This is a genomic window from Pseudomonas sp. EL_65y_Pfl2_R95, from assembly GCF_963971045.1.
Lineage (GTDB): Bacteria > Pseudomonadota > Gammaproteobacteria > Pseudomonadales > Pseudomonadaceae > Aquipseudomonas.
Window position 1 is genome coordinate 1,580,827 of sequence record NZ_CAXAOV010000001.1, and the last position, 25,766, is coordinate 1,606,592.

Consider the following 25,766-nt stretch of genomic DNA (forward strand, 5'->3'; position numbering starts at 1 on the left):
CTTCAATTTGACGGCTGAGCTAACCCCTCGGCCGTCGTCGCTTTACCGGAGTAGCGTCTTGAAACAACTCAGCGAGCTGACTTTTGATAATCGCTTTGCCCGTCTGGGGGATGCATTCTCAACCCACGTCCTGCCTGAACCTATCGCCGAACCGCGCCTGGTGGTGGTCAGCCAGTCAGCCATGGCGCTGCTGGATCTAGACCCAGCCGAAGCTGAAACCGAGGTTTTTGCGCAGATATTTGCAGGCCATAAGCTGTGGAGCGACGCTGAACCGCGGGCAATGGTTTACTCCGGCCATCAATTTGGCGGCTACAACCCACGCCTCGGTGACGGCCGTGGCTTGTTGCTTGGGGAAGCGATTAACGAGGCAGGCGACCACTGGGATTTGCACCTCAAAGGCGCTGGGCAAACACCTTATTCGCGCATGGGCGATGGCCGCGCCGTACTGCGCAGTTCGATCCGCGAGTTTCTCGCCAGCGAGCACTTACACGCCTTGGGTATCGCCAGCTCCCGCGCACTTTGCGTGACCGGTTCAAGCACGCCAGTCTGGCGCGAAAAGCAGGAAACCGCTGCCATGGTCCTGCGCCTGGCTCCGAGCCATATTCGCTTTGGCCACTTTGAGTATTTCTATTACACCCAGCAGCACGAATTACTAAAACAGCTGGCTGAGCATGTGCTGCACAACCATTTCGCCAGTTGCTTGCAGGATCAAGATCCGTATTTACAGATGTTTCGCCAGATCGTTGAGCGCAACGCTGAGATGATCGCCTATTGGCAGGCCTACGGTTTTTGCCACGGCGTGATGAACACCGACAATATGTCGATTCTAGGCATCACCTTCGACTACGGCCCCTTCGCCTTCCTTGATGACTTTGATGCCCAGCACATCTGCAACCACTCCGATGACACCGGCCGCTATAGCTTTAGCAATCAAGTGCCCATCGCCCAGTGGAATCTTGCAGCGCTCGGCCAGGCTTTAACTGCGCTGATCAGTGTAGAAGCCTTACGCGCCAGCCTTGAATTGTTCCTGCCGCTGTACCAAAGCCAATACCTGGATTTGATGCGCCGCCGCTTAGGGTTTATTAGCGCCGAAGACAGCGACGAAGCCTTGGTCCAGCGCCTGTTGCAGCTGATGCAGAGCAGTGCGATCGACTACAGCTTGTTCTTCCGCGAGCTGGGCGAAAACGAGCCAGAGGTAGCCCTTGCACGGCTGCGCGAAGATTTCACCGATCTAGCCGGCTTTGACGCCTGGGCTGAGCAATACAAGGCGCGCGACCCATTGCAAGGGCAGTCACAACAGCAGCGCCGGGAACGCATGCACAGGGTCAACCCAAAATTCATCCTGCGCAATTATCTGGCGCAGGAGGCCATCGAAGCTGCAGAAAAAGGCGATTACAGCGTCGTGCGCGAGTTACACCACGTGCTCAGCCAGCCCTTTGCCGAACAGCCTGGCAAAGAGCGCTTCGCCCAGCGCCCACCCGATTGGGGCAAACACTTGGAAATCAGCTGCTCGTCCTGATCCTCAGCGCCAACCCCAAGCTAGGTATCAACACCCGCCAGCATCCAGTTCAGCCCCATCTCGACATGCAACTCGGTGCTGTCGAGCAGTGCTAGCGCTGCCGGGGTATTTTCCAGCAGCAAGCCGATCTCCGTGCAACCCAGTATCGCCACTTCCGCGCCACGCGCGTGCAGTTGCGCCACGCACTGCAGATAGTAATCACGGGAGCTGGACTCAAACCGGCCTTGGCATAACTCGGCAAAAATCACCCGATCGATTTCTTCGATCTGATCCTGGGGCGGAATCAGCACCTCTATCGAAAAGCGTTCAGCCAGGCGCTGGCGATAAAAGTCTTCAAGCATGGTGAAGCGCGTGCCCAGCAGTGCCGCGCGCTTCACTCCGCGCTGTTGCAGCGCCTGCCCCACCGCGTCGCCTATATGCAGCAGCGGGATGTCCACCGCCGCCTCAATCGCTGGCGCGACCTTGTGCATGGTGTTAGTGGCGAGCAGTAAGGCCGCAGCACCCGCGCCTTCTAAACGCCGGGCGCTCTCGGCCAAAACGTGGCCAGCGGTGTCCCAGTCGCCCTGCTTCTGCAGTGCTGCGATCTGGGCAAAATCGACCGAGTGCAGCAGCAGCGGAGCTGAATGCAGGCCACCCAGACGCTCGCGCACACCTTGGTTGAGCAACCGGTAATAACTGCTGGTCGATTCCCAACTCATACCGCCCAGAATGCCTAACTGTTGCATTGCTCACTCCTTATCGACATCGACTGAGATCAATCAGAAGCCTAACGCGCATCAACTGCGCGGCACAGCCACAGTGGCGGACGAGCTAATGGGTACAGCTTATCTATTAAACCGAAAAGACATATAAACCTTCTCAAACATTCTTAGACTATCTAAGCAAAGCCCACTATCTTGGCGACCAAACGCAAAAGGCAATGCTGCGCTTGATACCTCACACCAGATTCAACGCTTAAGGACGCCCATGTTCGGGGATTCACTACCACTGCTATTTGTTGGCGCACTGCTTATATGGGTGCTTATTGCCTTCATCAGGGAAAAGTGGAGCCCGGATATCGTCGCCGCCATTGCTGTCGCGGCTCTGCTGGTCACGCAATTGCTGAGCCCGGCCGAAGTTCTCAGTGTGCTCTCCAACTCTGCGCCAGTGACTATCGCCTGCATGTTCGTGCTCTCCGCAGCGCTTGAACGCACCGGCTGTATCGACGCACTGGGTAATTGGCTGGGCAACCTTGTGGGCACCAGTCCGATCCGCGTACTGACAGGTTTAACCCTGACCGCATTGGTAATTTCCGCCTGCTTGAACAACACCCCGGTTGTAGCGATTTTGACACCGGTCGCCATCTCGCTGGCACGTCGTGCGGGAACCCTGCCATCGAAGCTGTTAATTCCCCTGTCATATGCAACCATTCTAGGTGGCACCCTGACCATGATCGGCACCTCGACCAATATTCTGGTCGACGGTGTTGCCCGCAAGGCTGGTTTGGCACCCTTTGGTATCTTCGAGATCACCGGCGCTGGCCTGATTCTGGCGACAGCGGGTATGGCGTACTTACTCTTGGTCGGCCGTCACCTGCTGCCAGACCGCGACACCCTGTCGCGTCAGTTACGCCCCGATCTCGACCGCACCTTTATGACCGAGCTGCTGGTGCCCCATGACTCGCCTGTGATCGGCAAATCCCTTAGCGAAGCCAATCTCAATGGCGGTAGTGGCCTGCAGGTGCTCAAGTTGTTTCGCGCCGATCTGGAGCTCACTGCGCCAGCACACACAACCCTGCTCGCCAGCGGCGATCGCCTGGTACTTCACGGCCAGGTCAAGAACGTTGTCGAGCTGCGCGAAAGCGGCCACCTATCGTTTAATCGCAGTGATGCCTTCGAGACCATCAGCAGTCACGATGTGATTCTCGCTGAAGCTATAGTCGGGCGTAACTCACGCTACAGCCACCGGCCAATGCGCGACCTCGACTTGACCGCGCGCTACGGTATCGCCGTGCTTGCCGTGCACCGCCAAGACGAAAACGTGCAGGTCAACCTGGACGATTTCGAGTTGCAGTTCGGTGATGTGATGCTGGTTGAAGGCACGCCCGCACAGATCAAACGTTTCGCCGACAATGGCGAGCTGATCAGCCTTAACGCCGTACAGGAACGTGCTTTTCGTCGCGACAAGGCACCAATCGCAATCATTGCAACTCTGGCGGTAATGCTCCTTGCAGCCTTTGGCGTGATGCCGATTGAAGGCTTGGCAATTATCGGTGCAGTGAGCGTTCTGGCAACACGCTGCCTGGATGTTGAGGACGCGTACAAAGCGGTCGACTGGAAAATCCTCAGCCTGATATTCGGCATGCTCGCCATTAGCATCGCGATGGATAAAGTCGGGCTGGTTAAGATACTGGTCGAAAACATGATGGGCTGGCTGCCATGGGCCGGCCCAATGCTGATGCTTTCGATGCTGTATCTGTTCACCTCGATACTTACCGAGATGCTTTCGAACAACGCCGTTGCGGTATTGGTCACGCCCATCGCGATTGGCTTGGCGCAGCACCTGGGCGTCGACCCACGAGGCTTTGTGGTCGCCGTGATGTTTGCCGCCAGCGCCAGCTTTTCCACGCCTATCGGCTATCAAACCAATACCTTTGTGTATAACGCTGGCGGCTACCGTTTTACCGACTTTATGAAAATTGGTATTCCGCTTAATTTATTGCTCTGGGTGGTCGCAACCATTGTCATTCCGCTGTTCTGGCCATTGGTCCCGGTTTAAGCCCTGCGGCGGTGTCGGCTTGAAAACAACCTGCGCTGGCCACAACTATTAAGCAATAGACCTGGAGTTCATCATGTCCGAGCCACTGCTTATCCCCTGCCCCAGCTGCAATGCCCTGAACCGTATCGCCAACGAGCGCCTGAGCGACAAACCCAGCTGTGGCCGTTGCAAGAAAGGGCTACTGAGCAAAACGCCCATTGAATTAACCCCGGCCAATTTTGCCAGCCAGACCAAAGGCGATCTGCCATTGCTCGTCGATGTATGGGCCAGTTGGTGCGGCCCCTGCCAAGCCTTCGCCCCAACCTTCAATCAGGCCGCTAGCCAACTGCAGGGGCAGTACCGCTTGGGCAAACTCGACAGCGAAGCTCATCAACAGCTAGCCGGACAGTTGGGCATCCGCTCGATCCCAAGCTTGATTTTGTTTCGCCAGGGCAAAGAAGTAGCGCGGCAGAGCGGCGTGATGGCGTTACCACAATTGATCGCCTGGCTTGACCAGCAATCAACAGCCTGAGCGCTGGGGTCAAGCCCGGCGGTCGATCCGGTCAATTGCAGTCTGGCAACCAGGGTTTAGGCTAAATGGATTCCTCCCCCACAAGGCCTACCTATGTCACTGCCGTTCGAGATCGCCCGCCAACTGACTGAAGAGCAAATTGCCTTTGTTAAACGCAGTGGCCTCAAGGCCGAAGCGCTTGAGCATGGGTTTGTCTGTTTACGCATGCCCCTGGCTGGCAATGAAAACCACATCGGCAGCATGTACGCTGGCGCCCTGTTTACCCTCGCGGAAATTCCGGGCGGCGCCCTGTTTCTCACCAGCTTTGATGTGAAGCGCTTTTATCCAATTGTCAAAGAGATGAGCCTGCGCTTTCGGCGTCCGGCCAAAGGTGATATCACTGTTGAGGCGCACTTAAGCGCAACTGAAATACAACGGCTGGAAGATGAAGCCCAACGTCTTGGAAAAGCCGAGTACAGCCTGGAACTTCAGCTAAGGGATGCCAGCGGAGAAGTAGTAGCCGAAAGTTGTGGTTATTATCAGTTACGCATGCACTGACGCATGACCTTGCTATAGCTCAAAAGACCAGCTAATTGATGGGTCATAATAATGCGTGTCGACAGGGGTCGGCCGGAGAGATCTTCAATGACTGCACATATTCTTATCGCCCACGATTTAAGAGACACAGCCGATCTCGCCTTGAGCAGGGCCGCTCAACTTGCCACCCAACATGATGCCAAGCTAACGGTGCTGCACGTGCTCGACCCGACGCAAAGCCAGCAGCAACACGAGGCAGCCAAACGCTCACTGGATCGCAGCTTGAGCACCCTTGCACCGAAAACAGCCAGTTTGCGCATTCTCAGCGGCAAACCTTCTGAGATTGTCTTGCAGCAAATCAATGAGCTTGGCTGCGACTTACTGGTACTGGGCGCACACCATTCTCGCCATGACTACTTCTCCGGCACCAGCCTCGACCGCATAGCCCGGCGCAGTAGCGTGCCCATGCTCATTGTCGCGCGCAATGATGTTAAACCCTATAAGCGCTCATTGGCCGCCATCGACTTTTCAGTCTGTGCCTGCTGCGCCTTGAACAAAGCCTACGAATTGCTCCCCAGCTCCGCGGAAATACACGCCTTGCACGTGTTCGAGCCTAATAAAGGCAACGCCAAGCAGGTTGAATTGCAACTGCAAACCCAGAGCGCGTTGATCGACCAGTTGATGGAAGATGAGGCGCTGAAACTCACGGAAAATGGTCCCAAGCTCAGTCACTCGGTGCAGCAAGGCAGCATTTTAAGAGCCCTGCAGGAACAACTGACAAGCCGACGGACAGAATTGATGGTACTTGGCAGTCATGGTCGCAGCGCTCTATCGCAAGCGCTGCTTGGCAGCCTTGCCCAGCACTTTTTACACAAAGCCCCCTGCGATATTTTCGTGGTGCGCTGAGGCGAAGCTTGTCCACATCGGATCAAGCTGCGAGAGGCTTGATCAGGTACGTTGGACTTGGGATTTGCAGCGTTTTTTGGTGGATGGAAAAGGCGTCATCCACCCTTCCCAAGCAGCGCTTGGGGTGGACAAACAAGGGGCTATCAAGCAAAAGCGCTTGGTTAATCGGCGTTATTGAGCAGGTCGTGCAGTTCAACGAACTGCAGCGTCAGTTTATGCCGGGGTTCCAGGTAGATCAGTGGCGTGCAGGCTTGGTGCGATTCACGCATCTTCACTGAACTCATCAGGTTGACTGGCAGCACAGGCAGCCCTTCAGCGACCAACTCATCGAGCAATTGCTGGGGCAAGGTCGCGCGCGGCTGGAATTGATTGACCACAATCCCTTCGACTTCCAGATCCTCGTTGTGATCTTCCTTCAACTCTTCTATCTCTTGCAGTAAGCCATACAGCGCGTTGCGCGAGAAGCTGTCGCAATCGAAGGGGATAAGCACACGATCAGCCGCAATAAGCGCCGAAACCGTATAAAAATTCAAGGCCGGCGGTGTATCAAGGTAGATCCGCTCATAATCTTCAGACAGATCTTCAAGCAGCTTTCGCAGCTTATTGATCTTGTGCTTGGCCTCGAGCTTAGGCTGCAGGTCGGCGAGCTCAGCAGTGGCTGTGATTACATGCAGGTTATCGAACGGGGTCTCGTAGATATCGACCTTGTTCTTCTTGGCAAAAGGCCCACCTGACAAGGTCTGATTAAAAAACTCGGAAATGCCCAGCGGAATCTCGCTGCCCGTTAAGCCCGTGAGGTAATGGGTGGAGTTTGCTTGCGCATCAAGGTCAATTAATAACGTCCGGTAACCTTGCGAGGCACTCACAGCCGCTAAATTGCAGGCAATACTGGATTTACCAACACCGCCTTTCTGGTTGAAAACCACACGCCGCATTTTAATTGCTCCCAATCCCTGAATAGCCATGAATTTTAGCGAAAGTACATGACAAGGCTGATGTAACCTAGCATCTCCGATTATTCATTCAAACATATCAGCTTAATAGGGTTAAAATTTCAGCTTATTCGCTCACAAACAATCGAGACTAGGGTTTGCGCAAGACTCATGCCAGTTAGATAATGCCACTATTCCGCCATATACACACCGCCCGCCTACTACACGTTGCCCATGACGATGATTGGCTTATACCCTCGCACTTTTGGCCAAATAGTAGGGCTGCTGTAGCGAATAAATATTTCCCAAGGGCTAGGTATTATCTGCCGTGATGCAATTCAACATAGAACAATGGCGTGCCTGGGCCCCGAACTTGGAAAGCACGCAACAGTGGCATGCTTGGAGCAAGGCACCGGTGCGGGTTCCAGATGAGCAGCAACAGCCCGATGTCAGCTTTATTGCACCGATGCAGCGCAGGCGCTTAAGTCGTCTGGCGCGGATGGTATTTAATGTCGCGTGGCCGCTGGCCGAATCATTGCCGGCCTTACCCTTTGTCTTTGTCTCCCGCCACGGCGAAACCCCACGTACCTTGGCCCTGCTGCACGACCTTGCGCAAAATGAGCCGCTGTCTCCTACGCAATTCAGCTTGTCAGTGCATAACGCAATTATCGGCCAATGGTCGATATTACGGGGCGACACCAGTGAAATGACCGCTCTTGCGGCCGGCGGAGACGGCCTCGAGCACGCCATACAAGAAGCCTGCTTGCTACTCAATGAAGGGGCGCCAGCAGTTTTAGTGGTGATCGCCGAAGAGTCGCCTGCAGCCATCTATGCAGCCTATATCGACGACGTGCCTTTTCCTTATGCCGTGGGACTGTTACTGACACCTGGCGACGACTGGCAGTTACAACTGCGCCCGGGAAGTGGCCCAATTACGCAATGGCCGCACCCCTTGAACTTGATCAGGACACTTTGCACTGGCCAGACTCTCACCCACTACTGGAGCCGAAGGCAATGGACTTGGTCACGCAAGCCAAACTGAGCCCGCGCAGCCCGCCCTATGTCTGGCGCCTCTTGGCTACAGCCCTGTGCTTTGGCCTGTTTGGCGTAGGGGGAGTCTTGCTCCGAGCGGTGGTTTTTCCGCTACTGTCACTTGTTCCTGGCGATACAAGCGCTCGCCGGACCAGAGCGCGCAAAACCATCAGCATCAGTTTCCACTGGTTTGTTCAGTTGATGTATCGCAGTGGTGTCCTGACGTACAGCATCGAAGGTGCCGATCGCTTAGGAAAACCCGGGCAAATGATCATCGCCAACCACCCCTCACTGATTGATGTGGTGGTGCTGATCTCATTGATTCGCGATGCCAACTGCGTGGTCAAACAAAATCTGTGGGACAACCCCTGTATGCGCGGCCCGATACGTGCGGCTGAATACATCAGCAATAGCGGCAGCATGGAAATGCTCGATGAGGCAGCCGAGGCGTTGCACAACGGACAGTGCCTAATCGTCTTTCCCGAAGGCACTCGAACCGTCCCAGGCCAGCCGCCCAACTTCCATCGCGGCGCTGCAGCCATCGCTATCCGAGGCGCGCAATTGATCACTCCGGTTACAATCAGCGTGTCGCCAAGCACCCTGACCAAGGCTGAGCCCTGGTACAGCATTCCTGCTCGGCGCTTTCACTTCCAACTGCGCGTTGGCCCGGATATCAACCCCGAACAATTCAAGGCTTCTGCCCCTACGCCGATAGCTTCACGCAAGCTCAATGACTACTTGCACCACTACTTCATCAAGGAGCTCGCAACAGATGAGCGAATTACAACGCGAAATTAAAAATTTAATCATTGAGTCACTGGGGCTTGAAGACATGTCCGCAGAGGACATCGCTGCTGATCAACCACTCTTTGGCGATGGCCTCGGACTCGACTCGGTGGATGCACTTGAATTGGGGCTGGCCATCCAGAAGCGCTTCGGTATCAAAATCGATGCAGAAGACAAAGACACCCGCCAACACTTCGCCAATGTTGCCAACCTGGCGGCTTTTGTATCTGCACGTCAGGCCGTTTGAGAGCGTTAATAGCATGCAAAATCGTGATGAAATATTTAATACACTGCGCGACTCCCTCGTCGAATTGTTCGAACTTGACGCCGCGGACATCAGCCTTAACGCCAACCTCTACCAAGATCTGGAAATCGACAGCATTGATGCGGTCGACTTGATTGATCACATCAAACGTAAAACCGGCAAAAAAATCGCCGCCGATGAGTTCAAATCAGTGCGCACTGTAGGTGACGTGGTCGAGGCCGTTTTCAAGCTGGTCAACCCAGAACCTGTATGAGCCGCCTGCTAGGTCTGGTTTTATTGGTTGCCGGACTGGCATATCCGTTTGCGGTGTATTTCGGTATTGAGCATTTATCGCCCCGGCTATTTGCAGCGCTTCTCGGCGGTTTATGGCTTGCCCGACTGCTGCTCGGTGAAAAGCGTCCGGGCGGCCGCTGGATGGCGCTGGCCGCGCTGGTGTTTTGTGCGCTGCTCGGCGTCGCAGGTGAACCCGGGTTGTTGCGTTGGTATCCCGTGCTATTAAGCAGCATGTTGCTCATCATGTTTGTGCTGAGTCTTAAATTCGGGCCACCACTGATTGAACGCCTGGCGCGTTTGCGTGAGCCTGAGTTACCGGCTATTGCCATACGCTATACACGCAAAGTCACCCAAGTGTGGGCGCTGTTCTTTTTCTGTAACGGCTTAATCGCGACAACCCTTACATTATGGGCCCCGCTGTCATGGTGGACGATGTACAACGGCTTGATTTCCTATTTATTGATGGGGCTGCTGTTCGCTGCTGAATGGCTAGTTCGCCAACGTGTAAGAAGATTCGCATGAAATGGATTTCCCTTGAGGCATTGCTGCTGGAGCCGCAAGCCCAGCGCAACATCAGCCTTGAACCGGCGCTTAACCACGCGCAATTTTGCCAGCGGACACTGTCGTTGGCAGGCTACTTTAACGACCAGCAAATTCAGCGCATCGCGATCTATCTCGACGACGCCGCTGACTTGGCGATTGCCCTGTTTGCAGCGTGGCAGGCGGGCGTCAAGGTGTTACTCCCTGCCGACGGCCAACAGCAAACCCGCTTAAAGCTCGCGGCGCAGGTTGACCTGTGGCTCGATGCCTTGCCTGATACACAGGATTCCACGCCGGCCAATGCCATCTGTTTAGACAGTACCGCTTGCTGCCTGACGCTGTGCACATCCGGCTCAAGTGGCGAGCCCAAGTTGATCGAAAAAAACCTGCAGCAACTGGCCAATGAAGTCACCGCGCTGGAGCAGCTGTGGGGAGACGCGATGGGCAGTGCAGTGGTGGTCGCCAGTGTCTCTGCCCAACACATCTATGGGCTGCTTTTTCGGGTGTTGTGGCCACTCTGTGCTGGCCGGACATTTCTGCGCCGCGCCCAACCCTTCAGTGAAGACATACAGTGCGCGAGCCTCGCCCACCCCGACTTCATCTGGGTCGCCAGCCCAGCCTTGCTTAAACGTATGAGCGATAACCTCGACTGGCAGGCCTTGCGCCGCGTGCGTAAGGTGTTCTCATCCGGCGGCGCACTGCCCTCCGAGGCTGCGCAAAGCCTGCTGACACGCTTGCACCAATTTCCATGTGAAATTTACGGCAGCTCTGAAACCGGCGGCATCGCTTGGCGCCAGGGCGGCGAACATTGGCAGCCCTTTGCGGGTGTAGAGGTTGGCCTGAGCGCTGAGGGTGCGCTCACGCTGACATCGCCCTATCTGCCTGCAGGCCAGCGCGAAGAAACCGCCGATGCAGCGGAGATTACAGACGATGGCCGCTTTTTGCTCCGCGCACGACTCGATCGCATCATCAAGCTCGAAGAGAAGCGCATATCACTGCCCATGCTTGAACACGCACTCAACAGTCACGCCTGGGTCAGCGACTCACGGGTGGGCATGCTGCATAAAGGTCGAGCGTTCCTCGGTGCGCTGATTGCACTTAGCCCCGCCGGCCTGCATGCATTGCGCAACAGTGGACGGCGCGCGGTCACCCAAGCCCTGCGCAACCACCTCAGCGAGCATGTCGAGCCGATTGCCCTGCCTCGAAGATGGCGCCTGGCGACTGAGCTGCCTTATAACAACCAAGGCAAACTTGCGCAGTCACATGTTGAGCAGCTTCTAGACGCACCAAGGCCAAAGCAGATCACCGCGGACACCGTCACTGAGAGCGCCGGTGAGTACATGCTAGAACTGCGCGTCCCCATTGACCTTGCCCATTTCAGCGGCCACTTCAGCACAACCCCGGTGGTACCTGGCGTGGTCCAAATTGACTGGGTGATGCTGTCGGCCCGGCAACTGTTCACCGCTCTACCGGCACGTTTCGTCGGGATGGAAGTCCTGAAGTTTCAGCAACTGATGCGTCCCGGCGACGCCATCCAGCTAACACTGCGTTTCGATATAAACCGCAGCAAGCTGTACTTTGTCTTCAGCCATAACAATGCGCCGTGCTCGTCCGGCCGTATCTTACTGGCTGACCATGCATAATCCCTGCGCCGTCGTCCCCGTGTTCAATCACGAGCAGGCCTTGGTCCATGTGGTTGCGGCATTACGCTCGGCCGAACTGCCGTGTATTCTGATCAACGACGGATCCAGCCTCGCGTGCACCGCCGTGATCGAAAAGCTCGCCGCGCAGACCGATTGCTACGCCGTGCACCTGCTGCAGAATCAGGGTAAAGGCGGTGCGGTCATGGCGGGCCTGCGTGAAGCCCAAATGCTTGGATTCACCCACGCCCTGCAAGTTGACGCAGACGGTCAACACAACCTCGATGATCTGAGCGCATTTCTCGCCTGTTCGCGCCTGTATCCTGATGCAGTTATCTGCGGCTACCCCGAATACGACGAAAGCGTGCCCAAAGTGCGTTTGTTGGCGCGCTACCTGACCCATATTTGGGTATGGATCAATAGCCTGTCGTTGCAGATCCGCGATTCCATGTGCGGCTTCAGGGTTTACCCGCTGGCCAGCACTGTGGCGCTAATCAACCGGGTAAAACTGGGCAGACGCATGGATTTCGACTCAGAAATTCTGGTGCGTATGGCGTGGCAGAACCAACCGATACAGTGGCTGCCCACCCACGTGCACTACCCCTTGGATGGTGTTTCGCATTTTCGACTGGTGTATGACAATCTGCTGATCTCAAAAATGCACGCCAAGTTGTTTTTTGGCATGTTGCTGCGGGCGCCGATGATTATCTGGCGCAGGTGGCGTCGATGACTACCGATAAGCACCAGCACTGGGCAGCCCAGCAGGAGCGCGGGAGTCTGCTGCTGATGAAATTCACCGTATCTGCCGCGCGCATTCTCGGCCGCCGTCTGGTCAGCCCGTTGCTCTACCTGATTGTCCTGTATTTCTTTGTGTTCGGCACCAAGGCGCGGCGCAGCATCACTGAGTACCAACAGAACTTGATGCGGTGGAGCTGCAAAACCGCCGCGCCGACGCAACGCTCGGTGTTTGCCCAGTTCATGGCCTTCGCCGATGCCTTGCTCGACAAACTGGACATCTGGCGCGGCCAATTAACCGCCAAAGATGTCACGCTGATCGACCCTCAGAACCTGCGCCTGCAAATGCAGGGCAAGCGCGGCCAAATGCTTGTCGGTGCCCATTTGGGCAACCTTGAGGTGTGCCGCGCGCTGGCCGAAATGGGCGATGAGGTCAGCATGAATGTCTTGGTCCACACCAAACACGCTGAGCAATTCAATCAGATACTCGGTGAGGCCGGCGCCAGCAAAATGCGCCTGATCCAAGTCAGCGAGCTAAACCCGGCCGTGATGCTGCAATTGTCAGAACGCCTGGAACGCGGCGAATGGCTGGCGATAGCAGGCGACCGTATCGCGTTGCACGGCGGGCGCCAGGTCAACGTCGAGTTTCTCGGCAAGCCGGCAGCATTCCCCCAAGGCCCTTGGTTACTGGCGGGCCTGCTCAAGTGCCCGGTTAATTTTATGAGTTGCGTGAAAATAGCCGGCCACTATCAGATCCTGCTTGAGCCTTTTGCCGCCGGTGTGGAATGGAAGCGTAGCAACCGTGAGCAGGTAATCAGCGAATGGACGCAACGCTTCGCCGACCGTTTGGCCCAGCGCTGTCTGGATGCTCCCGACCAGTGGTTCAACTTTTATCCGTTTTGGAATACCGATGACGACACATCAGCCTGAGCCGGTTATTTTTGGCGAAACTCACCTGTCGATTGAGCACCTTGTCGCGCTGTCGCAACAACGCGCCAAAGCTCATTTGCAGAACGACACCGATTACCGGGAAAAAATCGCCAAAGGGGCACGATTCCTCGACACCCTGCTGGATAAAGAAGGTGTGATTTACGGCGTGACCACCGGCTATGGCGACTCCTGTGTGGTCGCAGTGCCGCTGCATCAAGTTGAAGCCTTGCCGCGCCATCTGTACACCTTTCATGGCTGTGGCCTGGGCAAACTGCTGGAGCCCGAGGCAACCCGGGCAGTGCTGGCGGCGCGTCTGCAATCGCTGTGCTTTGGCGTTTCCGGGGTGCGCATCGAATTACTTGAACGTTTGCAGGCATTTCTCGAACACGACATCCTGCCGTTGATTCCAGAAGAAGGTTCAGTCGGCGCCAGTGGCGATCTAACCCCGCTGTCTTATGTGGCAGCGACCCTGAGCGGTGAGCGTGAAGTGCTCTATCAAGGCCAGCAACGCAGCGCACGGGATGTGCATGACGAACTGGGCTGGACGCCTCTGACCTTGCGTCCGAAAGAAGCATTGGCGTTGATGAATGGCACAGCGGTGATGACCGCTCTCGCCTGCCTGGCCTATTCGCGGGCTGACTATTTACTGCAACTGGCCACGCGCATCACTGCGTTAAATGTGATCGCCCTGGAAGGCAATCCAGAACACTTTGACCAGCGCCTGTTTGCTGCCAAGCCGCACCCTGGGCAGATGCAGGTCGCCGCCTGGTTGCGCGAAGACCTGGCGATCACCGGGCCCACTGCCGCCCTGCACCGCTTGCAGGATCGCTATTCGCTGCGCTGCGCACCACACGTACTGGGCGTCATGGCGGACAGCATGGGCTTGTTGCGGCAATTTATCGAAACCGAACTCAACAGTGCCAATGACAACCCGCTAATCGATGGCGAAACCGAGCGTGTAATGCACGGTGGGCACTTCTACGGCGGGCACATTGCCTTTGCCATGGACAGCCTGAAAAACCTGGTGGGCAACGTCGCGGACTTACTCGATCGTCAACTCGCCTTGCTGGTGGACGTACGCTACAACCACGGCCTGCCGAGTAACTTGTCCGGAGCCCCAGCCAGCAGCGCGATGATTAACCATGGTTTTAAAGCCGTGCAAATCGGCGCCAGCGCCTGGACCGCAGAAGCGCTGAAGAACACCCTGCCAGCCAGTGTGTTTTCGCGCTCCACCGAGTGCCACAACCAAGACAAGGTCAGCATGGGGACCATCGCCGCGCGCGACGCCTTGCGCAGCCTTGAACTCACCGAACAGGTAGCTGCGGCCACCTTACTCGCGGCCAATCAGGGCGTCTGGCTACGTCTGCAGATCAGCCCTCGACAACTGCCTGAACCACTGCTGAAAATGCGCGAACAGATGGCGCAGGATTTCCCACCTGTCATTGAAGATCGTGCACTGGAAGCAGAGTTGCGCCTGTGCCTGCAGCGTATTCGTAAGCAACACTGGAGTCTCTATGCGCAGTAGCGGTGTATTGCAGGTTGAAAGTGAAGTCGTCGTACCCTTTTTCGATGTCGACATGATGGAGGTGGTCTGGCACGGCCACTACGTCAAGTACCTCGAAATTGCCCGCTGCGCCCTGCTCGAGAAGATCGGCCATAACTACTCACAGATGCGCGATGCTGGTTTTGCCTGGCCGATTATTGATCTGCAACTGCGTTACATCCGCGGTGCCGTGTTTGGCCAGAAACTCATTGTCCGCGCCGACCTCATCGAGTGGGAAAACCGCTTGAAGATTCACTACCTGATCAGCGACGCCGCGACCGGGGAGCGCATGACCCGCGCCAGCAGCGTGCAGGTGGCCGTGGAAATTGCCAGCCGTGAAATGCAACTGGTGTCACCTCGCGCGCTGGTTAGCGCTGTTGAGCAGGTGCTGGCATGAGCCATTCACTACGCCGCATGGCCCTTGCGCTGTGGTGCCTGTTGATGACCCCTATCGCCTGTGCCTTTGACCTGACAGCGCTGAGCAACCAACTGGCTGAAAATGCGCTGATACGTGGCACCTTTATTCAGGAAAAACACCTGCGGGCAATGGCCCAACCCTTGACCAGTCGCGGCAAGTTCGTGCTCGCCGCTGACAAGGGTTTGTTGTGGCAGCTACAAAGTCCGATTAGACAAGACTACCGAATCAACAGTGCTGGCATTGCCAAACGCACCCGCGACGGCTGGGTGGCACAACCTGGCAATGATGCGGCGGCGCAGCAAAGTCGGCTGTTTCTGGCCTTGTTGCAGGGCGAAACCTCGGGCCTGGAAACTGACTTCCAGCTGCAACTGCAAGGCGTGCAGGATAACTGGACGCTGACACTGACGCCGCGCGCATTGATCCTCAAACAGATTTTCAGCCGCATTGAGATTCAAGGCGGAGAGTTAGTCCAGCGCATCGAGCTATTTGAAACTCAAGGTGATCGCACGCTGTTGAAACTGCCAAACAGCCAAGGCGCAGCCAAACTGACACAGGCCGAGCGAGACGACTTTGCTGACTGAGCGCAACCTGCCGCGCCTGTTTGGCGTGCTCCTTGTGGCACTCATTTGCCTGGTTGCCTGGCAATGGCGCAACGGTTCCCCTGTGTCGGCGAACTTGCTCGCCCTGCTGCCGCAAAGTCAGGCTGACGCGGAAGTCCAAGCAGCCGAAAAACGCATGCAGGAACCGCTCAACCGCGAGCTTTTGCTACTCGTCGGTCAGCCAGAGCATGCAAAGGCCATTCAGTTGGCTGAGCACATTGGCCAACAACTGCGCGCAAGCAAACACTTTGCCAAAGTGCAGTGGAGCTTGCAGACTGATTTGCCAAGCCTGCGTCAACAGCTTCTGGCGGCGCGCTTGGCACTGCTTCCTGCTGCCGACCGGCAACTGCTGATCAACCAGCCACAGGCATTTATCCAACGTCGCGTATCAGAGCTGTTCGATACCTTCAGCAATAACGCACTGGTGCCCATCGAACAAGATTGGCTGGGTCTGACTGCACGGGCGCAGACCACGTTAAATCCACACAGCAAGGTCCAGGCTGATCTCGGCAGCGGCGCGCTACTGATTACCGAGAAAGATATGACGTGGGTGCTACTGCGTGCGCAAAGCCATGGCACCGCATTTGACCTGCAAGCCCCGGCATTGGTGGCGGCGGATGTGGCCAAGGCGCGTGGCATTGCCAAGGCTGCTGGCGGGCAGTTACTGGCAAGCGGTGGTGTGCTATACGCCAATGCCGGACAAACCCAAGCCAGCCGTGAAATCAGCCTGCTTGGCGGCAGCGCCGTCATCGCCCTGATCGCCCTGCTGTATTTCGCCTATCGCCGCGCACGCGTGTTGTTGAGCCTGCTGCCAGTAGCGGTCGCACTTGTGGCGGGCAGTGCTGCTTGCGTGATGGTGTTCGGTCAGATCAACGCCCTAACCCTGATACTCGGTGCCAGCCTGATAGGCGTGGCCATTGATTACCCGCAGCATTACCTGAGCAAATGCTGGGCGCAGCAAGACTGGCAAAGCTGGACCGCGATGCGGGCAACCCTGCCCGGTTTGAGCTTGAGTCTGGCCACCAACCTGCTGGGCTATATCGCCCTGGCGTTCACCCCCTTTCACGCCTTGAGCCAAATTGCCCTGTTTTCGGCGGCGGGGCTTATTGGCGCGTATTTGTGTTCAGTTTGCCTGCTTCCCGCCTGGTTTAACGGCATGTATCTGCAACCTGCGCCCACCCTGCTCAATCTGGCGAGCCGCTTACTGACCTGGCGCGGGCGCATGCTTAAACGTGCTCGCTGGCCATTGATGCTGGGCTTGGCACTATTTTGTCTCGGCGGCATAGTCCAGCTTCACACGCAGAATGAGCTGCGCCAATGGCTGGGCAAAGAGCCCGAGCTGGTAAGTCAGGCGCAGCGCATTGCCGAGCTTACCGGGCAGCAACCCACCAGCCAGTTTTACCTGATTAAAGCAGCAAATGAACAACAGCTGCTGCAACGCCAAGCGGCGTTGAGCCAGCGCCTCGACCGTCTGGTCACTGAAAAAGCGCTACGCGGTTACCGCTCACTCAATCAACTGGTTCTGCCACAGGCCCAACGCAGTGAATTGCACAATGCCCTGAACGTGCTGAAGCAGCATTGGCAGCCGTTGATCGACGCTGGCATCCCCCAGGCAGCCCTTGACGCAGAAGTGGACTCGCTCGTGCAGCAGCCGGTTCGATCGCTGGATGCCGTACTCGCAGAACCGCTGGCAGAGCCTTGGCGGCCCTTGTGGATGGGCGCCGATGCACAGGGGGTCAGCGGTTTGATCAGCCTTGATGGGCAGACCAGCACGACGGTGCTGCAAGGCGCTGCCGAAGGCCTCGAAGGTGTTGAATTAATCGACCGCCTGGGCGAGCTCAACAGCGTGTTCGCGCAGACTCAAGTCAGCGCAGCCAGCCTGAAACTGATTTCCTGCGCAGCGATTGTGCTGTTGCTGTGCATCCCTTTTGGCCTTCGCGGCGCATTGCGCGTGGTCAGCTTGCCGCTACTGGCGGCACTGACTGCACTTGCCTGCTTGGGATGGCTGGGTCAACCACTGACCTTGTTCAGTGTTTTCGGCTTGTTACTGATCACCGCGATCGGTATCGACTACGCCATTCTGATGCGTGAGTCAGTAGGCGGCGCAGCGGTTAGCCTGATTGGCACCCTGCTGTCGGCACTCACCAGCTGGTTGTCATTTGGCCTGCTGATGTTCAGCAGCACCCCGGCAATTGCCAACTTTGGCCTGACGGTCAGCCTGGGCCTGCTATTGAGTTTTATTCTTTCACCCTGGGCCAGTCCTGACGCTTCAGCAGTCAATTCACGCACAGGGAAAATCAATCATGCAGGGACGCCCAATGATGGCCGTTGAAAACGAATCCCGCACTGTCGTCGTGATTGGCGCAGGCCCGGCAGGTGCAATCGCCAGCGCCTTGCTCAAACGCAAGGGCCATGATGTTCTGGTGCTTGAACGTCAGCGTTTTCCGCGCTTCTCCATTGGCGAAAGCCTGCTCTCGCACTGCCTCGACTTTATCGAAGAGGCGGGCATGCTTGATGCTATCGAAAATGCCGGTTTCCAGATTAAACATGGGGCTGCCTTTGCCTGGGGCGAGCGTTCTACCGACATCGACTTCCGCGATGGCTTCACGGCAGGCAAGGGTTCGACCTTTCAAGTCGAGCGGGGCAAATTCGACAAGATCCTCGCAGACGAAGCCGAGCGCCAAGGCGTCGAAATTCGTTATGAACAACAGGTTGTGGCGGGTGACTTTAACGCCAGCCATCCGCAGTTACGCGTCAAGCGCGTGAACGACGGCGAGGAGTATTTGATCAACTGCAGCTTTGTGCTCGACGCCAGTGGTTACGGCCGCGTGCTCCCGCGCTTGCTCGACCTTGAACGGCCGTCTGACTTCCCGGCTCGCAAAGCGCTGTTTACCCATGTCGAAGATCATATCGACAGCCCGGCCTTCAACCGTGAACGCATCCTTATCACCACCCATCCGCAACTGCGTGATGTGTGGTACTGGACCATCCCTTTCAGCAACGGCCGCACTTCCATTGGCGTGGTTGCGGACGCCAAGCGCTTCGAGGGGTTAGGTCACGACCCCGAGGTCTGCTTGCGTGAACTGATCCAGCAAGCCCCTTCACTGAACAGCATTCTGACCAATGCGATCTGGGATACCCCGGTCAGCTCACTGGGCGGCTACTCGGCAAACGTCAAGCAACTGCATGGCCCCGGTTACGCGTTGCTGGGCAATGCAGCCGAATTTCTCGACCCGGTATTTTCCTCAGGCGTGACCATCGCCATGCGTTCAGCCAGCATGGCCGCCGAGGTGCTGCATCGCCAATTGAGCGGTGAGGCAGTCGATTGGCAAAGCCAATTTGCTCAGCCATTGAAACGGGGGGTCGATACATTTCGCGCATACGTCGAAGGTTGGTATGACGGCTCTTTTCAGGATGTGATTTTCTTCGAAAATGCCGATCCGCATATCCGCCGGATGATTAGCTCTATTCTCGCGGGCTATGCCTGGGACCAAAGCAACCCCTATGTTGCCGAGCCAAAGCGACGCCTGAAGGTGCTCGCCCAACTCTGCTCGCCAACCGAACAAGGACCGTTATGAACCCTGCTGCTAACACTTATGTCGAGGAAACCGGGTTCGGCTTCTGGTTTCTGCAAAGCCATGTCTGGCAGCACCATGTGTTGCGTGTGGCGATCAATGACCTCAAGTCACTGGCGGGCGCAAACGTGCCCGCGGCGCCAGTGGTGCTGGATGCAGGTTGTGGGCAAGGCAAGTCATTCAAACTCCTACAGCACGCATTTGCCCCGAGCCAACTGATCGGATTAGACGCTGATCCGCAGAGCCTGCAATGCTCGCAAACCGAAGCCAGCAATGCGGGCATAGATGTGCAGTTGGTCAGCAGTGATTGCGCGGCCATAAATCTGGCGGATGCCAGCGTCGACATCCTGTTTTGCCATCAGACATTTCATCACCTGGTTGAACAGGATCAAGCATTGGCCGAGTTCTACCGCGTACTCAAACCGGGCGGCCTGTTGCTGTTTGCCGAATCAACCCGTTTCTATATTGATACCTGGGTCATCCGTTGGTTATTCCGCCACCCTATGCATGTACAAAAAACCGCTGAGCAATACCTGCAGATGTTGCATCAGCAAGGTTTCGAGTTTAGCCCTGCGCAGGTCTCATACCCGTATTTGTGGTGGAGCCGCGCCAAGGATTTTGGCCTGTTGGAACGCCTTCGCCTGCGCAAACCCAAGCCGACTGGCGAACGCGACGAAACCTTGGTCAACGTCGTGGCGCGTAAGCCTGTAGAGGTGCACCGGTGATAAGCCGCAGCTTGATCATCGGCCTGGCTTTGCTGCTGGGCGGTTGCGCTGGGCGCACGCCGGTGCCGCAGGCAACCCCAGATCTGCAAAGCCAATTACCCCTCACCTTGCAGATCGAGCGTCGAGCTGACGACAGTGGGCAAGATTGGTTGCTGGTCATCCAAGCGCAAAGTGCCGCGTTACGCTGGTCCCTGTTTGATCCTATGGGTACCCCGCTGGCGCGCCAGCAATTGGTCGCTGGCAGCTGGTATAACGAAGGACTGTTGCCCCCAAATCCTGAAGCTCGCGAATTGTTTGCCGCCGTGTTGTTTGCCCTCAGCAGTGCCACCAGCATTGCGCAACACTACCCTGCCGGGAGCTGGACCATCATTAACGAAAGGCAGCGCGCACTGAACCCCGATTGGCGGATTAGCTACAGTGCCCCCCTTGACTTCACCCTTGAGGCGAGTGGCCACGTGCGTTATCACGTTACTCAGATCGTTTCGGACGAGAAACCATAATGCCCAGTTACCTACATCATCTCGGCGTGATTTGCGCACTCGGAAGCACAACCCAGGCTGTCGCAAAGGCCCTGTTCAGTGGCGATACCTCTGGCATGCGCAAGCAAGCAGGCTGGGGCACTGGACGCGAGCTGACACTTGGCTCAGTCGACAGCCCCCTGCCGGAGATGCCCGCAGGCATGGAGACGGCGCAGAGCCGCAATAACCAGTTGTTGCTGGCGGCGGCACGGCAAATCGAGCCACAGATCCGTCAAGCCATTGAGCATTTTGGCAGCCACCGTGTGGCAGTGGTAATCGGCACCAGTACATCGGGAATCGATGAGGCGACCCAAAGCATTGCCCTGCATGATGCCAACGGCGTTTTACCGGCACACTATTCATACGCCCAGCAAGAAATCGCTGCACCGGCAACCTTCCTCAGCGACTGGCTAGGCCTGAGCGGCCCGGCTTATTGCATCTCGACGGCCTGCACTTCAAGCGCACGGGCGCTGCTAAGCGCCCACCGATTGCTTGAGCAGGATGTTTGTGATGTGGTGCTGTGTGGCGGAGCCGACAGTCTGTGCGGGCTGACGCTCAATGGCTTCAGCTCACTGGAGGCGGTGAGCGAAGAACGCTGCCAGCCCTTTTCGCGCAACCGCCGGGGCATCAATATTGGTGAGGGCGCAGCGCTGTTTCTGATGTCCCGCCACCCGAACCCCGATGGAATCGAGTCGGTCGCCCTGATCGGTGGCGGCGCAACCTCGGATGCCCATCATATTTCCGCCCCAGAGCCCAACGGCTTGGGTGCGCAGCAAGCCATGCGCAAAGCGCTCGACGCCGCCAATCTCGACGCCCGCCAGATTGATTATCTCAACCTGCACGGCACGGCGACGCAACATAACGACGCCATGGAGTCGCTCGCGGTGCAGGCAGTATTCCCCGAGGGTGTTTGTTGCTCATCGAGCAAAGCCCTGAGCGGCCATACGCTCGGCGCGGCAGGTGCATTGGAAGCGGCTTTTTGCTGGCTGACCCTGGGCGAGCACAATCCCGCTAAATGGGCGCCACCGCACATCTGGGACGGCGAACGTGACCCGCAATTGCCAGCCCTGAATCTGGCGGTATTGGGCAGCGGCTTCAGCACTGCTCCGCGCTATGCCATGAGCAACTCATTTGCCTTTGGCGGCAGCAACCTCAGTCTGATCTTTGGAGTGACGCCATGAGTCTTTTTTCCATGGCCGAGTTGGTCCCTCACTCGGGCGATATGGTTTTACTTGATGAGGTCATCAGCTATGGCTCCGAGGAAATCGAAACCCGCGTACTGGTCAAAGCCGGCGGCTTGTTCAATCAAGCGGATGGCAGCTATCCCGCTTGGCTTGGGGTAGAGCTGATGGCGCAGAGCATCGCGGCTTTTGCCGGTTGCCATGCACGCGCAGCAGGCAAACCTGTAGCCCTGGGTTTTCTGCTCGGCACCCGCAAATTCGAATGCGATGTCGAGTCCTTCCCCTTGGGCACCGCGTTGCAGATAACAGCCACGCGCTCACTGCAAGATGACAACGGCATGGCTGTTTTCGAGTGCCACCTCAGGGGCCCGGGTATTTATGCCACGGCGCGGCTCAATGTGTTCCAGCCACCCAACGTGAACCAGTTTTTACAAGAATCCGGCGAGGCCCAACAGCATGTCTGACCCTATATTGGTAACCGGCTCCAGTCGCGGTATTGGCCGGGCCATTGCCTTGCGCCTGGCCCGCGCTGGCCATGATTTGGTCCTGCATTGCCGCAATCGGTATGAGGATGCGCAAGCTGTACAAGCCGAGATTATTGCCCTGGGGCAGAGCGCCCGTATTCTGCAGTTTGACGTTGCCGACCGCGGCGCCTGCCGCGAGCAGCTGGAAGCCGATATTGAACAGTATGGGGCCTATTACGGCGTGGTCTGCAATGCGGGCCTGACCCGTGACGGCGCCTTCCCAGCCCTCAGCGAAGATGACTGGGACCAAGTGCTACGCACCAACCTCGATGGCTTTTACAACGTCCTCCATCCACTGACCATGCCGATGATTCGCCGCCGCAAGCCGGGCCGAATCGTGTGCATCACGTCGGTTTCCGGGCTAATCGGTAACCGCGGGCAGGTCAATTACAGTGCCTCCAAAGCCGGGGTTATTGGCGCGGCTAAAGCGCTGGCCATTGAACTGGGCAAACGCAAAATTACAGTCAACTGCGTGGCGCCTGGACTTATCGACACCGACATGCTCGATGAGCATGTTCCGGTAGATGAATTGCTGAAGATGATCCCCGCCCAACGCCTTGGCACACCAGAGGAGGTGGCGGGCGCGGTGAACTTTTTGATGTCAGATGAGGCTGGCTACATCACCCGCCAAGTCCTCGCGGTCAACGGAGGCTTGTGCTGATGACAACCTGCAAACGCGTAGTGGTTACCGGCATGGCTGGCATCACCTCGCTCGGTGATGACTGGGCCAGCATCGAAGCCAACTTTCGCGCCAACCGCAGCGGCATTAGGCGCATGGATGAATGGGATCGTTACACCGAACTGAACACCCGTCTCGGGGGCCCGATTGATGGCTTCACTACGCCAAAACATTGGACACGCAAGCAATTACGCAGCATGGGCCGCGTATCCAAACTGGCCGTCTATGCGGCTGAGCGTGCGCTGGCGGATGCAAATCTGTTGGGCGACCCGAGCATTCAGGACGGGCGCATGGGCGTTGCCTGCGGCTCCTCCACCGGCAGTACCGAAGAAATCAAAGCCTTCGGTAATATGCTGCTGAACTCGGTGGCCGATGGCCTCAATGCCAACTCCTATATCCGCATGATGCCCCATACCACGGCGGCCAATATCAGCATTTTCTTCGGCCTCAAAGGCCGCCTGATACCGACTTCAAGCGCCTGCACCAGCGGCAGTCAAGGCATCGGCTACGCCTACGAGGCGATCAAGTTTGGACGCCTGCCAATGATGCTTGCAGGCGGCGCCGAAGAGCTTTGCCCGACTGAAGCCATGGTCTTTGATGCACTCTATGCCACCAGCCTGCAAAACGACGCGCCGCAAAGCTCACCGCGGCCATATGACAGCTCACGCGATGGCTTGGTTATCGGTGAAGGTGCCGGAATATTGGTCCTCGAAGAGCTCGAGCACGCCCTCGCCCGTGGCGCGCGCATCCACGCCGAGATAGTCGGTTTCGGTTGTAATGCCGACGGCCTGCACATCACCAAGCCGGAACAGACAACCATGCGCCAAGCCATGCAACTCGCCTTGGACGATGCCGAGCTTAAGCCCCACGCAATTGGCTACGTGAACGGTCACGGCACTGCCACCGAGCAAGGCGACATCGCGGAAACCTTGGCCACCAGCAGCCTGTTTGGCGAGCAGATGCCGATCAGCTCGCAGAAGAGCTTTTTCGGCCATACCTTGGGTGCATGCGGCGCATTAGAGTCTTGGTTCAGTATCGAAATGATGAATCGTGGCCAGTACGTCCCAACCCTTAATCTCGATCAAGTCGATTCACGGTGCGGCCAGCTCGACTATCTGCGCGGGACGTTTCGGCAGATGAATAATGACCATGTGATGAATAACAACTTCGCCTTTGGCGGGGTCAATACCTCGCTGATTTTTAAGCGCTGGGAGCAGAACGAGCAATAACGCATTACCCGTTCTACAACTAAAACAGCCATAGAAAAGGCTGAACACAACCACCAAGGAGATAACAATAATGCAGCTTAAACACTGGAGTTTTGTTCTGGCTATTCTGGCCGCCGTTCCAGGCCTGAGCCAGGCCCGTGATACCAAGTTAATGCTCGATTTTCACACCGTTGTAGTCGATGCAACCGAAGAAGGCCGTCTGGATGGCAGCGTCAAATTCTATTTGGCAGGGGAAAAGGTACCGGGTAAATCCAGCCCGCTAACTGAAGTGGTCACCAACAAAAAAACCAACGCCTTCAACAAGTCTGACCAAGAAGCCTGCTCATGGGTGTTGAAGTCTGCCCTGATTGAACTGCAAGAATCAGCCAAGCAAGCCGGGGCTAATGCCGTGGTGGATATCAGCAGCTTCTACAAACGCAACGAGATGCGCGACAGCAAAAACTATGAATGTCATGCCGGCGCTTTCGTAGCGGGTGTCGCACTTAAGGGCAAGCTCGCCAAGGTTAAATGACAATAGCGGTATTTAAGTCTTTAAGCCCTGAACTGAGCTCATCACGAGTAAGAGCGGTTCAGGGTTTGCCGGTAATCGCCACTCTGAACGTCAACCCTGCTAGTCGAATAGCCGTCAACAAGTAGATTTCTCCAGCACGCGCATACACCCTGCTGGTGCAAATAACGTGATTGCACTCCCTATACGTGAGGCGTCTGCTCATGCAGGCTGAGCCTGCCTCGCCCTAGCTCCTTACACTGTAGATACTATGTAGAGACATTTCGCTTGCATTTCCTCCGTTGGTTTCTACAATGTATCTACTTAATGAGGTAATCAGATGGAAGTTAAAATTCAGCAATGGGGCAACAGTGCGGCGATTCGGCTCCCGGCAACCGTGCTCAAGCAAATGAGTCTTGCCAGCGGTGATGTACTCATTCTTGATACATCTGGCGATGTGATGACGCTTAAACCTGCTAAGGCCAAACTGCACTATCGGCTAGCTGATTTAATGGCCGAATGTGATTTGAATGCACCCGAACCCGAAGAGCTATCCGAGTGGAACGCCATGCAGCCAGCCGGACGTGAAGTGTGAAGCGAGCCAACGTTAATCGGGCTGATATTGTGCGCCTCAACCTGAACCCCACTGCTGGCCGCGAGCAGCAGGGCGATTTCCGCCCGGCGCTGGTGCTTACGCCGGCGGCGTATAACGCATCAGGGCTGGCTGTCATTGCCCCCATTACCCAAGGTGGTGACTTTGCCCGGTATGCTGGCTTCGCTGTACCGCTGAGTGGCTCTGGCACTGAGACACAGGGCGTGGTTCTGTGTAACCAGCTTCGCACTGTAGACTTGGAGGCCCGTGGGGCCAAGCGCATTGAGTCGGCGCCTGATGTGATAATTGATGACGTGTTGGCTCGTGTCCAAGCACTGTTCGAATAACAGTGTT

29 protein-coding genes are annotated in these 25,766 nt (G+C 56.8%); 27 read left to right on the forward strand and 2 right to left on the reverse strand.

Going from position 1 to position 25,766, the window contains the following annotated elements:
• The first annotated feature begins 58 nt into the window (after window positions 1-58).
• A complete protein-coding gene (selO, locus tag AACY09_RS07370; RefSeq protein ID WP_339486965.1) occupies window positions 59-1,519 on the forward strand; it encodes a protein adenylyltransferase SelO in 1,461 nt (486 codons plus the stop codon).
• A gap of 20 nt (window positions 1,520-1,539) precedes the next feature.
• On the opposite strand, the gene AACY09_RS07375 is transcribed toward selO, so the two are convergent.
• Window positions 1,540-2,244 (reverse strand): aspartate/glutamate racemase family protein, encoded by a 705-nt coding sequence (locus tag AACY09_RS07375; RefSeq protein WP_339486966.1) that lies wholly within the window; start codon window positions 2,242-2,244, stop codon window positions 1,540-1,542.
• Between the two features lie 241 nt (window positions 2,245-2,485).
• Here AACY09_RS07375 and AACY09_RS07380 point away from each other — a divergent pair, with 241 nt between their 5' ends.
• From AACY09_RS07380 to AACY09_RS07395, 4 genes are all read left to right on the forward strand, one after another.
• Window positions 2,486-4,276: an SLC13 family permease gene (locus AACY09_RS07380; RefSeq protein WP_339486967.1), complete on the forward strand. Its 1,791-nt coding sequence runs from the start codon at window positions 2,486-2,488 to the stop codon at window positions 4,274-4,276.
• Window positions 4,277-4,349: 73 nt separating this feature from the next.
• A complete protein-coding gene (gene trxC / locus AACY09_RS07385) occupies window positions 4,350-4,787 on the forward strand; it encodes a thioredoxin TrxC (protein ID WP_339486968.1) in 438 nt (145 codons plus the stop codon).
• 93 nt (window positions 4,788-4,880) lie between these two features.
• Window positions 4,881-5,324: a YiiD C-terminal domain-containing protein gene (locus AACY09_RS07390; RefSeq protein ID WP_339486969.1), complete on the forward strand. Its 444-nt coding sequence runs from the start codon at window positions 4,881-4,883 to the stop codon at window positions 5,322-5,324.
• Window positions 5,325-5,411: 87 nt separating this feature from the next.
• On the forward strand, window positions 5,412-6,209 hold the full coding sequence (locus AACY09_RS07395) for a universal stress protein (RefSeq protein WP_339486970.1): 798 nt from the start codon (window positions 5,412-5,414) through the stop codon (window positions 6,207-6,209).
• 161 nt (window positions 6,210-6,370) lie between these two features.
• Here AACY09_RS07395 and AACY09_RS07400 read toward each other — a convergent pair whose 3' ends face one another.
• A complete protein-coding gene (locus AACY09_RS07400; protein WP_339486971.1) occupies window positions 6,371-7,144 on the reverse strand; it encodes a ParA family protein in 774 nt (257 codons plus the stop codon).
• Window positions 7,145-7,469: 325 nt separating this feature from the next.
• Between AACY09_RS07400 and AACY09_RS07405 the strand changes: the two genes are divergently transcribed.
• From AACY09_RS07405 to AACY09_RS07510, 22 genes are all read left to right on the forward strand, one after another.
• Window positions 7,470-8,183 carry a beta-ketoacyl synthase chain length factor gene (locus tag AACY09_RS07405; RefSeq protein ID WP_339486972.1) on the forward strand — a complete coding sequence of 238 codons (714 nt, stop codon included), beginning with the start codon at window positions 7,470-7,472 and terminating at the stop codon, window positions 8,181-8,183.
• Window positions 8,156-8,971 (forward strand): lysophospholipid acyltransferase family protein, encoded by an 816-nt coding sequence (locus AACY09_RS07410; protein WP_339486973.1) that lies wholly within the window; start codon window positions 8,156-8,158, stop codon window positions 8,969-8,971. The genes AACY09_RS07405 and AACY09_RS07410 overlap by 28 nt, the downstream gene beginning before the upstream one ends.
• A complete protein-coding gene (locus tag AACY09_RS07415; RefSeq protein ID WP_339486974.1) occupies window positions 8,946-9,206 on the forward strand; it encodes a phosphopantetheine-binding protein in 261 nt (86 codons plus the stop codon). Before AACY09_RS07410 ends, AACY09_RS07415 begins: the two co-directional genes overlap by 26 nt.
• Before the next feature lie 13 nt (window positions 9,207-9,219).
• On the forward strand, window positions 9,220-9,477 hold the full coding sequence (locus AACY09_RS07420) for an acyl carrier protein (RefSeq protein WP_339486975.1): 258 nt from the start codon (window positions 9,220-9,222) through the stop codon (window positions 9,475-9,477).
• The gene (locus tag AACY09_RS07425; RefSeq protein ID WP_339486976.1) at window positions 9,474-10,019 is read left to right on the forward strand and encodes a COG4648 family protein; all 546 of its coding nucleotides are present in this window, start codon (window positions 9,474-9,476) and stop codon (window positions 10,017-10,019) included. Before AACY09_RS07420 ends, AACY09_RS07425 begins: the two co-directional genes overlap by 4 nt.
• Entirely contained in the window at window positions 10,016-11,680 is a 1,665-nt protein-coding gene (locus AACY09_RS07430) for an AMP-binding protein (RefSeq protein WP_339486977.1), read from the forward strand. Before AACY09_RS07425 ends, AACY09_RS07430 begins: the two co-directional genes overlap by 4 nt.
• Window positions 11,673-12,407 carry a glycosyltransferase family 2 protein gene (locus AACY09_RS07435; RefSeq protein ID WP_339486978.1) on the forward strand — a complete coding sequence of 245 codons (735 nt, stop codon included), beginning with the start codon at window positions 11,673-11,675 and terminating at the stop codon, window positions 12,405-12,407. The genes AACY09_RS07430 and AACY09_RS07435 overlap by 8 nt, the downstream gene beginning before the upstream one ends.
• Window positions 12,404-13,342, forward strand: a complete 939-nt coding sequence (locus AACY09_RS07440; RefSeq protein WP_339486979.1) for an LpxL/LpxP family acyltransferase — start codon at window positions 12,404-12,406, stop codon at window positions 13,340-13,342. The genes AACY09_RS07435 and AACY09_RS07440 overlap by 4 nt, the downstream gene beginning before the upstream one ends.
• The gene (locus tag AACY09_RS07445) at window positions 13,323-14,867 is read left to right on the forward strand and encodes an HAL/PAL/TAL family ammonia-lyase (RefSeq protein ID WP_339486980.1); all 1,545 of its coding nucleotides are present in this window, start codon (window positions 13,323-13,325) and stop codon (window positions 14,865-14,867) included. Before AACY09_RS07440 ends, AACY09_RS07445 begins: the two co-directional genes overlap by 20 nt.
• Entirely contained in the window at window positions 14,857-15,282 is a 426-nt protein-coding gene (locus AACY09_RS07450; RefSeq protein WP_339486982.1) for an acyl-CoA thioesterase, read from the forward strand. Before AACY09_RS07445 ends, AACY09_RS07450 begins: the two co-directional genes overlap by 11 nt.
• Window positions 15,279-15,884 (forward strand): outer membrane lipoprotein carrier protein LolA, encoded by a 606-nt coding sequence (locus AACY09_RS07455; RefSeq protein WP_339486983.1) that lies wholly within the window; start codon window positions 15,279-15,281, stop codon window positions 15,882-15,884. The genes AACY09_RS07450 and AACY09_RS07455 overlap by 4 nt, the downstream gene beginning before the upstream one ends.
• Complete coding sequence (locus AACY09_RS07460; protein WP_339486984.1) at window positions 15,874-18,234, forward strand: MMPL family transporter; 2,361 nt, start codon at window positions 15,874-15,876, stop codon at window positions 18,232-18,234. The genes AACY09_RS07455 and AACY09_RS07460 overlap by 11 nt, the downstream gene beginning before the upstream one ends.
• Complete coding sequence (locus tag AACY09_RS07465) at window positions 18,221-19,480, forward strand: NAD(P)/FAD-dependent oxidoreductase (RefSeq protein ID WP_339487102.1); 1,260 nt, start codon at window positions 18,221-18,223, stop codon at window positions 19,478-19,480. The genes AACY09_RS07460 and AACY09_RS07465 overlap by 14 nt, the downstream gene beginning before the upstream one ends.
• Entirely contained in the window at window positions 19,477-20,202 is a 726-nt protein-coding gene (locus tag AACY09_RS07470; protein ID WP_339486985.1) for a class I SAM-dependent methyltransferase, read from the forward strand. The genes AACY09_RS07465 and AACY09_RS07470 overlap by 4 nt, the downstream gene beginning before the upstream one ends.
• A complete protein-coding gene (locus AACY09_RS07475; protein WP_339487103.1) occupies window positions 20,202-20,702 on the forward strand; it encodes a hypothetical protein in 501 nt (166 codons plus the stop codon). Before AACY09_RS07470 ends, AACY09_RS07475 begins: the two co-directional genes overlap by 1 nt.
• Window positions 20,702-21,901 (forward strand): beta-ketoacyl-[acyl-carrier-protein] synthase family protein, encoded by a 1,200-nt coding sequence (locus tag AACY09_RS07480; protein ID WP_339486986.1) that lies wholly within the window; start codon window positions 20,702-20,704, stop codon window positions 21,899-21,901. The genes AACY09_RS07475 and AACY09_RS07480 overlap by 1 nt, the downstream gene beginning before the upstream one ends.
• A complete protein-coding gene (locus AACY09_RS07485; RefSeq protein ID WP_339486987.1) occupies window positions 21,898-22,365 on the forward strand; it encodes a hotdog family protein in 468 nt (155 codons plus the stop codon). The genes AACY09_RS07480 and AACY09_RS07485 overlap by 4 nt, the downstream gene beginning before the upstream one ends.
• Window positions 22,358-23,086 carry a 3-oxoacyl-ACP reductase FabG gene (gene fabG / locus AACY09_RS07490; protein WP_339486988.1) on the forward strand — a complete coding sequence of 243 codons (729 nt, stop codon included), beginning with the start codon at window positions 22,358-22,360 and terminating at the stop codon, window positions 23,084-23,086. Before AACY09_RS07485 ends, fabG begins: the two co-directional genes overlap by 8 nt.
• On the forward strand, window positions 23,086-24,333 hold the full coding sequence (locus tag AACY09_RS07495) for a beta-ketoacyl-ACP synthase (protein WP_339486989.1): 1,248 nt from the start codon (window positions 23,086-23,088) through the stop codon (window positions 24,331-24,333). Before fabG ends, AACY09_RS07495 begins: the two co-directional genes overlap by 1 nt.
• 70 nt (window positions 24,334-24,403) lie before the next feature.
• Entirely contained in the window at window positions 24,404-24,844 is a 441-nt protein-coding gene (locus AACY09_RS07500) for an excinuclease (RefSeq protein WP_339486990.1), read from the forward strand.
• Between the two features lie 316 nt (window positions 24,845-25,160).
• Window positions 25,161-25,415 carry an AbrB/MazE/SpoVT family DNA-binding domain-containing protein gene (locus AACY09_RS07505; protein WP_339486991.1) on the forward strand — a complete coding sequence of 85 codons (255 nt, stop codon included), beginning with the start codon at window positions 25,161-25,163 and terminating at the stop codon, window positions 25,413-25,415.
• Window positions 25,412-25,759 carry a type II toxin-antitoxin system ChpB family toxin gene (locus AACY09_RS07510; RefSeq protein WP_339486992.1) on the forward strand — a complete coding sequence of 116 codons (348 nt, stop codon included), beginning with the start codon at window positions 25,412-25,414 and terminating at the stop codon, window positions 25,757-25,759. The genes AACY09_RS07505 and AACY09_RS07510 overlap by 4 nt, the downstream gene beginning before the upstream one ends.
• The last annotated feature ends 7 nt before the right edge of the window (window positions 25,760-25,766 follow it).